This window comes from Microcystis viridis FACHB-1342 (assembly GCF_014698335.1).
Lineage (GTDB): Bacteria > Cyanobacteriota > Cyanobacteriia > Cyanobacteriales > Microcystaceae > Microcystis > Microcystis ichthyoblabe_A.
Map to the genome: position 1 here is coordinate 1 of NZ_JACJSV010000033.1, position 12,361 is coordinate 12,361.

General features: G+C 42.4%; 10 protein-coding genes and 1 tRNA gene. 7 read left to right on the forward strand and 4 right to left on the reverse strand.

The window, feature by feature from the left end; genetic code table 11:
* A partial coding sequence (locus H6G40_RS12215) for a DUF4351 domain-containing protein (RefSeq protein WP_242028750.1) occupies positions 1-303 on the forward strand: 303 nt, incomplete at its 5' end.
* A 29-nt stretch (positions 304-332) separates the two neighbouring features.
* Here H6G40_RS12215 and priA read toward each other — a convergent pair.
* Complete coding sequence (gene priA, locus H6G40_RS12220) at positions 333-2,822, reverse strand: primosomal protein N' (protein WP_190537744.1); 2,490 nt, start codon at positions 2,820-2,822, stop codon at positions 333-335.
* Between the two features lie 600 nt (positions 2,823-3,422).
* Here priA and H6G40_RS12225 point away from each other — a divergent pair.
* A complete protein-coding gene (locus H6G40_RS12225; RefSeq protein WP_002739077.1) occupies positions 3,423-4,556 on the forward strand; it encodes an RNA polymerase sigma factor, RpoD/SigA family in 1,134 nt (377 codons plus the stop codon).
* Between the two features lie 299 nt (positions 4,557-4,855).
* A complete protein-coding gene (locus H6G40_RS12230; protein ID WP_069474293.1) occupies positions 4,856-6,016 on the forward strand; it encodes an aminotransferase class V-fold PLP-dependent enzyme in 1,161 nt (386 codons plus the stop codon).
* 104 nt (positions 6,017-6,120) lie between these two features.
* Here the strand turns inward: H6G40_RS12230 and H6G40_RS12235 are convergent, their stop codons facing one another.
* Both H6G40_RS12235 and ruvB read right to left on the reverse strand, forming a co-directional pair.
* Positions 6,121-6,897: an RNA polymerase sigma factor SigF gene (locus H6G40_RS12235; RefSeq protein WP_002738647.1), complete on the reverse strand. Its 777-nt coding sequence runs from the start codon at positions 6,895-6,897 to the stop codon at positions 6,121-6,123.
* A gap of 524 nt (positions 6,898-7,421) precedes the next feature.
* Entirely contained in the window at positions 7,422-8,498 is a 1,077-nt protein-coding gene (ruvB, locus tag H6G40_RS12240; RefSeq protein WP_002755367.1) for a Holliday junction branch migration DNA helicase RuvB, read from the reverse strand.
* A 23-nt stretch (positions 8,499-8,521) separates the two neighbouring features.
* Between ruvB and hisF the strand changes: the two genes are divergently transcribed.
* The 4 genes from hisF to H6G40_RS12260 all read left to right on the forward strand — a co-directional run bounded on the left by hisF (position 8,522) and on the right by H6G40_RS12260 (position 11,148).
* Positions 8,522-9,286, forward strand: coding sequence for an imidazole glycerol phosphate synthase subunit HisF (gene hisF / locus H6G40_RS12245; RefSeq protein WP_002738370.1), 765 nt, complete (start codon positions 8,522-8,524; stop codon positions 9,284-9,286).
* Positions 9,287-9,532: 246 nt separating this feature from the next.
* Complete coding sequence (locus H6G40_RS12250; RefSeq protein ID WP_002739008.1) at positions 9,533-9,733, forward strand: hypothetical protein; 201 nt, start codon at positions 9,533-9,535, stop codon at positions 9,731-9,733.
* Between the two features lie 119 nt (positions 9,734-9,852).
* Positions 9,853-9,925 (forward strand) — tRNA-Ala (locus tag H6G40_RS12255).
* 125 nt (positions 9,926-10,050) lie between these two features.
* Positions 10,051-11,148 (forward strand): AI-2E family transporter, encoded by a 1,098-nt coding sequence (locus H6G40_RS12260; RefSeq protein WP_002738741.1) that lies wholly within the window; start codon positions 10,051-10,053, stop codon positions 11,146-11,148.
* A gap of 371 nt (positions 11,149-11,519) precedes the next feature.
* On the opposite strand, the gene H6G40_RS12265 is transcribed toward H6G40_RS12260, so the two are convergent.
* Positions 11,520-12,359: a reverse transcriptase-like protein gene (locus H6G40_RS12265; RefSeq protein ID WP_002755381.1), complete on the reverse strand. Its 840-nt coding sequence runs from the start codon at positions 12,357-12,359 to the stop codon at positions 11,520-11,522.
* Positions 12,360-12,361 lie beyond the last annotated feature (2 nt).

Here is a 12,361-nt window from a genome sequence, read left to right on the forward strand (position 1 = left end):
AATTTAGAAGCGTTATCGAAAAAAACACAGGAGGATAGGGAGTTTATTATGCGTTTAGCTCCACTTTACCAACAGGATAGGGAACAAGCGGTTCAAGAGGGTGTACAGCAAGGTATTCAACAAGGAAGACAACAGGGAGAAACGTATTTACTCCTCCGTCAACTTCAGCGACGTTTCGGTGAAATACCGCAAAATCTTGAGGAAACCATCCGTAACCTTCCTGTGGAGCAATTAGAAGACTTAGGACTCGCCTTATTAGACTTTAACACTTTGACGGATTTAGATAACTGGTTGCACCCGTGAACAATAGCGAGCGCATTATCCATCCCTGATTATTCTATCGTCAAGGGGTCCACATCGATCGCCATACTTACCTTGGGTAAAACTAAGCTTTTTAGGGGAAGAAAAAGACGACCGATATCAGCCTTTTCCCCCGATAATTTTAACAGAATTTGCCAGCGATAACGGTTAGCCACGCGCATAATTGTTGCGGGTGCAGGTCCCAAAATATCCCAATCAGAACCGAAATTATTAACACATTCCTCCGCGACATTTTCAGCACTTTTCTGCACTGCTTCCCCATCTAAACCACTAAAGCGAATTAAGACTAAACTGCCGTAGGGAGGATAATTTAAACCCTCTCTTTGCATTAATTCCGTCTCGACAAAACCCTCATAATCGTGGGTTTGCACTGCTCTAATCACGGGATGTTCGGGGGTATAGGTTTGGATAATTACCTTTCCTTCTGTTTCTCCCCTTCCTGCTCTCCCTGCTACTTGGGTGAGGGTTTGAAAAGCGCGTTCGGAGGAGCGATAATCGGAGTGATAAAGTAAACCATCGGCTGCCATTACTCCTACTAGGGTAACTCGCTCTATATCTAATCCTTTGGTGAGCATTTGGGTTCCGACTAAGACATCGAATTCACCATCAGTAAATAGTTTTAATAGTTCCCGGGGAGCATTTTTGTTGCGGGTGGTATCACTATCAAAACGCAAGCAGCGCAAATCAGGAAATTCTTTGCTTAATTCTTGGGTGACTCGCTGAGTGCCAGTACCGAAAAATTTTAGATAGGGAGAACCGCATTCAGGACATTGTTTCGGATGGATGCGACCATAGTTGCAGTAGTGACAGCGGAGTAATTCTTGCGCTCCCGGTTCGGTGTGATGGTAGGAGAGAGAGACATCACAGTGGGGACACTCCAGCACATAACCGCAACTTCGACAAGATACAAAGGTACTATGTCCCCGGCGGCTGACGAATAAAATTGCCTGTTCTCCCTTGTCGCGCAGGGTTTCCAGAGATGAACGCAGGGATTGACTAAAGAGGGAACGATTGCCTCGCTGCAATTCCCGTCGCATATCGACGATTTCCACCCGCGGTAAGGGGCGATTTTGGATGCGATCGGGCAAAGATAGGTAAAGACGGGGATTAACTTGGGATTCTAGCCATGTTTCTAGGGATGGCGTGGCCGAGCCTAAAATTACGGGACAATGGTTTAATTGAGAGCGCCATTTAGCCACGGTACGCGCGTGATAGGTGGGAAGTAATTGACTTTGTTTAAAGCTGCTATCGTGTTCTTCATCGAGGATAATCATCCCTAGATGGGGTAAAGGAGCAAAAATCGCCGATCTCGTCCCGATAATAACTTGCGGGGTTCCTGTCAACATCTGTCGCCAAGTATCGTATCTTTCTCCTTCCGAGAGGGCGCTATGATAAACATAGACTCGATCGCCAAAACGGGCCACAAAGCGATCGGTTAGTTGCGGTGTTAATCCAATTTCGGGGACTAAAACCAAGGCAGATTTACCCGCTGCTAGGACAGGTGCGATCGCCTGTAGATAGACTTCTGTTTTACCCGATCCCGTCACTCCATGTAAGAGAGCGCTTTCACCACCTTTTAGGGTTTGAATGGCTTCTAAAGCCTGTTTTTGACTAGAAGTGAGTGTTTTTGGTTGATCCCTGCTCATAATCGCCGAGGATAAGCGCAGAAATTCTCGATCCTCAATCACCACATAACCCTTGTCAATGAGCGGTTTAAAATGTTTTGTCCCCGCAAGTTTTACCAATTCTGGCAGCCACATTTCTCCTCCCTGATGACGTAAAATTTCGAGAATTTTGCGCTGATTTTCGGTTAAATCCCGAGGAAAGTCGGTTATTAGCAGGGTAATGGCTTTTTTTTGTTTAATATTGGTACTTTTGGGTGCTTCTAGATAACTTTCTACCCAACCGCGCTTAACTAAGTCTCGGATACCGTAATTGGCATTTTTTACTTTTTCTTGCAGGTATTTCGCCGAATAATCGCCTTCTTTTTGATTTTTGAGCAGGGATAAAATCTGACGGGAGAGGGGAGTACAAAAAACTTCCGCACCGGGGGGAATCGCTGCTGGTTTTAATCTGATGCGACGTTGGGAACTTCGCAGTAAACCCGTAGGTAAAGCGACGCGAACAACGGTGATTAAATCCGTTGCGTAGTATTGGGCGATTTTCGTCAATAACTGCCAATAATTATCGGGGAAAAAGCCCTTAGCAATCACCTCTTCCACGGGACGAATTTGATTTTCTTCTAGTCCTGGGGGCAAATTTTCGAGAAATCTAAGAGCAATTCCCCCTATTACCTGAGAACCAAAGGGAACGCTTAAAATATCGCCGATTTCTACCGTTAAATCCCGGGGGATACTATAGGTTAATATTTGCTGATCCTCTTGACTATCTCTAGGATAAGGACGATCTACCAAAACCTCTAACCACGGTTGCCCAGTTGTGGTTAATTGGTAAGGTGTGCGAGGTTCCGCTACAGTCAGGGTAGCATGGCGATCGAGCATAGTCAGTGGGGAGATGGGGTGATAGGGAGATGGGGAGAATGGGGTATTTAAATTATAGTTTAAAGCTTGAGGGGAATAAAACCAGTTAATTTTCTCCAAAAACACTTTAAATATTGCTTTTTTGCCCACAAATTTTGATTTTTAGCCCGTGAAGTCTTCCCAAAAGAATTTTTATCCACCCTTAAGCATTGATAATGTTAATGATAACTATTGACTATTAGCTATTAAATCCCAGTATAGTTAGTCAAAAGGTGAGAATGGTTCTCAATAGAAAAAGCTAAGAATAGTAATAAAAAGCTGACTGCTATCTTGATTGTTAAGAAGCGTGATCCTTACCTAGTCAAATACCAAAAACCTTAGTTAGAGTGTATGAGTAGAAACACAAAAAGCTCCTCCCATTCACCAGAAAATCTTATTGTCTGGTTCGGCGATTTGTAACCATCGACACAGAATCGCGCAATTATATCCCAGAAATTGCCGCCATTAATTAAGAAAACGTTTAAAAAATCTGCTCCCCGAAAATTCAATGTAACAATCAGCCCATTGGGAGAAACTAAGTTTTTCCCCCCTATTATAACCCCACTCCATCCATAACTGCTTATGAAAATCTCTAAACTAGCCGCTGATGATAATTTTAATCAAATCATTGCCCTGGAGACAAATCCTTTAGAACTGGACAGCGTGGATTTTAATGAAAGAACTGACGAGGATATGACTGAATCTTTACCGGAAACCCTAAAAAACACTCGTGGGAGTAGTGGAACGGGATACGATAAAGGCAGCAATGAAGATACTGTTGGCGCATTTTTTAAAGAAATGGCTCGTTATCCCCTGCTTAGTGCGGAAGAAGAAATTGAATTAGCCTACTCGGTTAAGTTTCTCATGGAAGCGGAAGAAGTACGCCAAAAACTGCAAGAAAATTTACATCGTCCCCCGACGAAAACAGAATGGGCGATCGCTTTAGAATTAGATAATGAACGTCAACTGGAAAACCGTCTTTATCGCGGACGAACAGCTAAACGGAAGATGATTCGTTCTAATTTGCGCTTGGTGGTTTCCATCGCTAAACGCTATTTAAATCGCGGGGTTCCTTTCTTAGATTTAATTCAAGAAGGTGCGATCGGACTCAACCGTGCGGCCGAAAAATTCGATCCTAATAAAGGTTATAAATTCTCTACCTATGCTTATTGGTGGATTCGACAAGCAATCACCCGCACCATTGCTAACGATGCGCGAACAATTCGTTTACCGATTCACATTGTCGAAAAACTCAATAAACTCAAAAAAGCGCAGCGCATTCTCAAGCAAGATTTACAGCGCAATCCCAATGAACGGGAACTCGCGGAAGCGTTAGAAATAACTCCCGAACAATTGCGGCAATTATTACAATTGCGTCGTCAATCTCTCTCTTTAAATCATCGTGTAGGGAAGGGAGAAGATACGGAATTAGTGGATCTTTTGGAAGATGATGATCTACAACTTCCCGAAGATAAAATGAATGAGATGATGATGCGTCAAGAAATTTTCGCAGTTTTAAGTGATGTTCTCACCGAACGGGAAAAAGATGTTATCTCCCTCCGTTATGGTTTAGCTACCAGTCAACCCTATACCCTAGAGGAAGTGGGGGGAATGTTCAATTTATCTCGGGAACGAGTACGTCAAATTCAAACTAAAGCGATGCGAAAATTACGTCGTCCTCAAGTCGCACGTCGTCTGAAAGGATGGTTACATTAATAACTTTTTCTAACTCGTTCTCTTCTCTCTCCTTTTTCTTGGAGAGCTTTTTTTGTCGATATTTAGCTTAAAATTAAGATCAAGCTGATTTTCTCAGTAGATAGTCATAATACCTATGAACCGACATCTCCAACAGAAAGTGAAAACGGGAAAATATCAATCTCCAGAAAATCATCCTCTCATGGATGGAGAAACTTTTGTCACTGAAATTGTCGATCATAAATATACTAGCTAGTTAAAAGCTGAATATAATAGGCAATTTTTCAGCTATTTTTTCTAGTTCTCAATAAAATAAAATTATGTCTAAAAATTCTTGGTTAATTCCCGATAATATTTATTTTCTCAACCATGGTTCCTATGGTGCAACCCCTAGAATAGTCTTGGATTATCAGCAACAATTGCGGGAACGAATGGAAAGACAACCTTTAGCATTTTTGGGGAGAGAATTAGAGGGTTTATTAGATATTGCTAGGCAAAAATTAGCGGATTTAGTGGGAGTAAATAGCGATGATTTAGTCTTTGTTCCCAATGCAACCACAGCAGTGAATGCGGTGTTAAATTCCTTAACTTTTCAGGAAAATGAGGAAATTCTGATCACCGATCAGACCTATAATGCTTGTGCTAATGCAGTTAAACATATAGCTAAAAGATGGGGTTTAAAGGTAATTATCGCTAAAATTCCCTTTCCTGTACAGTCTCTTTTAGAAATTAGTCAAGCAATTTTAGCATCTGTTTCTCCTCGGACAAAATTAGTAGTTTTAGATCATGTCACCAGTCCCACGGCCTTAATTTGGCCAATCGCAGAAATTGTGCAAGAATTAAATAATCGGGGTATTGATACTCTCATCGATGGCGCTCATGCTTTAGGTTTTTTACCCCTTAATATCGGGGCAATTAATCCCACCTATTATACTGCTAATTGTCATAAGTGGTTATGTAGTCCCAAGGGGGCTGCTTTTCTCTATGTGCGCGGGGATAAACAGGCAATAATTCGACCTTTAACTATTAGCCATGGGGCTAATTCTCCTCGACAAGATCGTTCCCGTTTTCAGTTAGAATTTGCTTGGATGGGAACCGATGATCCCAGCGCTTATTTATCAGTGCCAAAAGCGATCGAGTTTTTAAATTCTCTCTCTATTGATGGTTTACTGGGTCTGATGGCGAGGAATCATAATTTGGTTTTAAAAGCCAGAAATTTGCTTTGTCATGCCTTGCAGGTCAATTATCCCTGTCCAGAATCAATGATCGGATCGATGTCCTCAATTCTAATTCCTAGTTATGCTTGGATAGCAGAAGATTTATCCAGACAACTGTGGGAAAAATATCAGATTGAAGTGCCGATAATTCCCTGGGGAGAAGCATCATTAATTGTGAGGATTTCTGCTCACTACTATAATTCGATCGAGCAGTATGAATATTTAGCCGGGGTTTTAAATTACTTGCTATTGGAGCCAAGATAAGCTGGGAGAGAGGAGCATCGGAGCAGGGGAAAAAATCCATAACTGAGTTTTTAAAGTTGAATTGGGAGTTAATAACGGACTTGCTATGAGAACCGATAATTGGGCTAAAATGCCTCTTGGAGCATGGTTTCCTTGAGCATTTCTAAACCTTTTTTCACCCGACGGGAGACGGTAACAATACTAATGCCTAATTGTTCGGCGGTTTCCCGTTGAGTAAGATCTTTAAGGAAGACAAATTCGAGAATATAACGGGTTTTCTCTTCTAATTGAGCCAGTGCCTGTTGTAAACGAATGCGATCCTCTTGACAAAGTTGAAAGCTGCGATAACCAGGATCGGGAACGATGTCTTTTAAACAGGTGTTATTATCTTCATCGTTATTAACCGTCGCATCGAGACTAAGAGGTTCACGGTTTTGGAAAGCCAGTTTTACCTCTTGCCATTCTTCGATCGAAATATTTAAAGCGAGGGAGATTTCCGTATCATTGGGTTGACGATTGTGGATAGTTTGAAAATCCCGACGCATATTTGCCGCTTGTCTCCCTAAATCTAACCAACGACGAGGAATGCGAACTGTGTAACCTTTATCGCGCAGATAGTGTTGAATCTCGCCACGAATATAGGGAATAGCGAAGGAACTAAAAGCATGACCTTTGCTGCTGTCAAAACGTTTGATCGCCCGAATTAGTCCCATACAGCCAACCTGCACTAAATCTTCGTAATTTTCATGGCATTGATTGACCCAATGATGAGCTTCCCTTCTGACTAATCCTAGGTTTAACCGGATAATTTGATCCCGTAACTGATTCTCCCCTGTTTTTTGGTATTTTTGAAACAGGGTAAGAGTTTCTAGTTTAAGATTTTCTTTATTTAGGCCAGACATAGGACGTTAACAGACTTAAAAAATCATTGACTATAAAAGCTCACTATTGCATAGCTCTGACAAATCCCAATACAGTCTAGATTGGAAGCGGCAAGCAATGGCAACAATGTAACTTACTACAATCTTGATCGTACGGTCTTTACATAAAGGCTTGTGTGATTTCAAGCAGTCAAGGCAGTATTTAAAGACACAAGTGAGCTAAAACGCTGGTAATTAGGGTTGGCTGAAAAAGTTGTTCCTAGAGGCAGGGTGTGGGGTGTGGGGAAGTGGGGAAGTGGGGTGTGAATTTGGCTCTACCGAACCTGTTATGTAAAACTATCAACAACTTATGATTGTAAAGCTTGTACACTAAGGCTTTGAGTTTTTGTTAAATTGATATTTATCAACTTTAGAGCATTGCTGTGCAGAGAGTGAGCTTGAGGAATTTTCTACAGTGTAAGTTCGGAAGAACCGTGAATTTTACCCCCGAAAAGTCTTAATCCAACAAGGTTTTTAGATTTATTCAGCCAACCCTATCTAGAAAACTAGAACTCGAACAAAGGTAAACTCCGATCCTTATTTTTCGGCAATTTCGCCAGTAAACCTAAATGTTCGTAGGCCGCTGCCGTCACTACGCGGCCCCGGGGAGTACGATGAAGATAACCTATTTGTAATAAATAAGGCTCATACACCTCCTCAATTGTCTTGGCATCTTCTCCCGTGGCTGCCGCTACCGCTTCCAATCCCACGGGTTTGCCTTGAAACTGTTCGATCATCGTCTTTAATACTAATCGATCGGTCCAATCTAAACCCATAGAATCCACATTTAATTGATTTAATCCCTCAGCGGCTAACTGGGGGGTGATAATAGTTTCTCCCTTCACCTGCACATAGTCGCGCACCCGTTTTAATAAACGATTGGCAATGCGTGGAGTTCCCCGACTGCGACGGGAAATTTCGATCGCACCTGCTTCAGTCATGGGAATATTAAAAATAGTGGCACTTCTGAGCATAATTGCTGTCAATTCCTCGACCGTATAGAAACGCAGACGTTGAATCATGCCAAAACGATCGCGTAAAGGCGCAGTTAAAGAGCCAACTTTGGTAGTAGCACCGATTAAAGTAAAGGGAGGCAGGGAAATACTGCGAATTTTCGCTGCTTGACCCTTACCAATCGTCACATCTAGGCGATAATCCTCCATAGCTGGGTATAATAACTCCTCCGTCACCCGATTCAGTCGATGAATTTCGTCGATAAAAAGAATATCCCGGGGTTGAAGATTGATCAGGATGCCGGTAATGTCCCGGGGACGCTCTAAAGCGGGGGCGGCAGTAATGCGGCAATTTACTCCCATCTCAGCCGCTAAAATTAAAGCCATGGTGGTTTTGCCTAACCCCGGCGGTCCGTAGAAGAGCAAATGATCGATCGCTTCTTGTCTAGCTTTGGCCGCGGCGATGGTGACTTTTAGATTAGCCTTTAAGTCCTGTTGACCGATATAATCCTCTAGGGATTGTGGACGAATCTGCGCTTCTGCTTTTTCCGTTTCTTCTATAGTGGGATTGGGAGTGAGCAGATTTTCCTCGGCTGCCGGGGGGGAATTGTGCGATCGTTTGATGGCCATTGTTACAATCAAGAGTCTAGGATATGTTAGCGAAGCGGATTTTGCCTTGTTTGGATGTCAATAAAGGTCGGGTAGTTAAAGGGGTTAATTTTGTCAATCTTCAGGATGCTGGCGACCCCGTGGAGTTAGCTCGCTTGTATAATCAGGCAGGGGCTGATGAGTTGGTTTTTCTTGATATTACTGCTACCCATGAAGATCGCGACACGATTATTGATGTAGTCTATCGCACGGCGGAACAGGTTTTTATTCCTCTGACCGTGGGGGGTGGCATCCAATCCTTAGAAAATATTAAAAATTTGTTAAGAGCCGGGGCCGATAAAGTCAGCATTAACTCGGCTGCCGTGCGCGAGCCGGAATTGCTCGATCGAGCCAGCGATCGCTTTGGTAAACAGTGTATTGTGGTGGCGATCGATGCTAGACGACGCAAGGATGTGCATAACCCCGGTTGGGAGGTTTATGTTCGGGGTGGACGGGAAAATACGGGTATTGATGCTTTATTATGGGCCAAAGAAGTGGAAAAACGCGGGGCGGGTGAGTTGTTAGTTACCAGTATGGATGCTGACGGCACGCAAGCGGGTTACGATCTGTCCTTGACAAAAGCGATCGCAGAAAGGGTGGAGATTCCTGTGATTGCCTCTGGAGGAGCGGGTAATTGTCAGCATATTTACGAAGCATTGACGGAAGGCCGAGCAGAAGCGGCTTTATTGGCTTCTTTGCTCCATTATGGTCAATTAACTATCGCTGAGGTCAAAAATTATCTGCAAAATCACCAAGTCCCCGTGCGTTAGCTAGGGAAAATGAGAACAAGATTTACAGAACTTAATCTGGTGATTGAGTCGCTTTTTCGGGAAAAGGATTTTTTCAGGCTGCAAACCAAGAAGAGCAAAATTTAGACCTATTACTGAAAGCTAATGGCTGACGGCTGACAGCCGCGATCGAGCAACCAGCAAAAAATCCCTATTTTTAACTTCCCTCCGATCATCCCTCCAGAAAATTATGTATTAGAATAGAGGAAAGTTAACAAAATTTAAAATATGTTAGTTCCGATTCTCATCTTTGACCTCGGTCTTGTGGCTTGGTCATTGCATCTGATGCAGCAAGCGTTCGACAGGCAAGAGTTTTCCTTGATCCTGGCGGGAACCTTGGTGGCAGCAGCGGCAGCGGCTATGTTAGTAGTTTATTTCCTCATGGGCCACTGTTTAACCTATTTAACCCAAATTTCGGCTCCTGTCTAAATGGAGGCGATTGTTTCACCATTGTCTTATCAGCGATCGCATTGTGAGGGACAAATTTTTTTCTCGTCACCCCTTGACAAAGTAATTCTATTTAAGCTATATTCAAAAATGGTCTTCGCGGGGTTATAGCTCAGTTGGTAGAGCACCTCAATGGCATTGAGGGGGTCAGCGGTTCGAATCCGCTTAGCTCCATACAGTTAAGATAAGAGTTTCAGGGTTACTGGAGCTAGAAAAGTGGCGAGGAGATGGTAGATTGAAAGAGGATTTCTGGTTGGAAAAGTCTCTTTTTACATCGATACTCTCTCAGGACAAAATTAATGATAGAGCTTTTTAAGCAACTACCTCGTTGGTTGCGGCTAAGTCTGGTTTTTCCGCTTTTATTTCTCAATGGTTGGTTATTATTCCAATTATTTAGCTATCTAGAACCCTTAGTCAGTATTTTTGTCACTGCTAGTTTACTAGCTTTTGTCTTAGATGTTCCCATCAAACTACTGCAAAGACGCGGGGTTAATCGCAGTGGTTCGATCGCTATTGTCTTTTTAATTGCCCTATTAATTTTGATTGTTTTAGGTTTAATTTTAATTCCCCAGATTGTCGAACAATTAAGCAGTTTAATCAATAGTTTGCCCCAGTGGATCGAGTCGGGAACCGAACAGATACAAAATTTAGAAAAGTGGGATAAAACTCAGAAATATGCGATTTATATCGAGCAATCAATCACCCAGTTATCGGAACGACTAACCAATGTTTTACAAACTCTTAGCACTCAATTACTGAGCTTTGTGCTGGGAACTATCAACAGTATCCTAAACATTCTCTTTGTTCTGGTTATAACTGTCTTTCTGGTTCTCTATGGCGAACAAATTTGGGAGGGAATTTTAAGCTGGATTCCTGCTCCCTGGAATCTCAAATTAAGAACTATTATTCGTCAAACTTTTGAAACCTATTTTGCTGGTCAAACCATTTTAGCGGGAATTCTCAGCCTGGCTCAAATTTTTGTTTTTGTCATTCTCAAGGTCGATTATGCCCTATTATTCGGGGTGGCGATCGGTCTAACTACATTAATTCCTTTTGCCAGTGCCTTTACCATTATTGGCATTAGTACCCTACTAATGTTTCAAGATTTTTGGTTAGGGTTAAAAGTTTTGACCCTGACTATTATTGTCGGTCAAATTAATGATAATGTCATCGCCCCTCGGCTAATGGGAGGTATGATCGGACTTAATCCCGTCTGGATTATTCTATCTCTTTTTATCGGTGGCAAAGTGGCAGGAATTCTCGGTTTATTGATAGCAGTTCCCATCGCTAGTGTGCTGAAAAGTACCATCGATATCATCCGCTCACAGCAGCGGGAAAAAGAACCGGTAGTTATCCTAGAAGAAACGGTGAAAAATTCCTCGGAGGAGAGCAAATAATAATAAATCCTATTTTTTCACTGAACAGTAAACAGTAATCAGTAATCATACTAAATCCGTTGAGTATAGGCTAGTTATGAGGAGAGGTACTCATGCAAAGGGGAGAATAAATAATCAGTTTTTAATAACCAGATTTAGTATCAGTGAATTGAAAACTCACATCTGGGCTCTCTTAGGTTTGGTGGGTAAAATGTATTCTAAGATACAGTCTTGCCGGCGAGGGAGTGGAAGGAACCACTCCAGACACAGAGGACACAAAGATTGATCGCTTCTATAGTAAGTTAAACTGGTCGCAACGCGCTCGCTACGCGAGATCACACAAAGAATAAGAGAGCCACACCTGATAACTGATAACTGATAACTGATAACTGTTATGAGCGGCTAATTTCTTCGAGAATAGCCATCGCTTCTGTCACCCTATCCCTAGGGATAAATAAATGATCGTGATAATAACCAGAAATGACATTGACGCTAATTGCCGCTTCGGACAGTTTCTCACTAATCACCGCTAAAAATCCCACCGCCGCTAAACTAGAATGCACAGAAAGAGTAATTTGTCTATAAATATATTTGTACTGTAAATTCTTGCGATCGGCTTGCTGACGGGGAATAATCACCGTTATTCCTTCCTCTTCCCGAAATTGGCAGATAGGGGTTAATTGTAGCTGTTCCAGTCCTGTTGCTGTGAGGGAAGAGAAAACGAATTCTTCAGTATTTAGGATTGGTTTCAGGGATTGGAGCAGAATATCGAGATTAGTTTCGCCTTCCTCGGGTTTTTCTGGCGATTTTTTCGCCGCATCCATACACTGATTAGCAGCAGCGTCAGCCACACTATTTTTAGCTCGTTCAATCCAGCGCCAGCTAATGCGATCGAATTGGGTGACTAATTGACAAGCACGCTGATAAAAGGGACGTAAACTATCGCTTTTTACCTTCCAGTCTCCCTTAACTTGATTGATGACTAATTGACTGTCTCCCCGAATTTCTAGGCTTTTTAAGCCTAATTCTTGGGCTTTTTCCAATCCAATAATCAATCCTGTGTATTCAGCTTCGTTATTAGTGGCTCTCTCCATATATCTACTCGTAGTCAAGGAATTACCCTCGGCTAAAACTATTACCGCTGCACCGGCTGCTCTCCCCGGATTGCCGCGAGAACCACCATCAAAATAGAGAACTGCTGAATTATCGGTTTTTTGAGCTTTTTTATCCATAA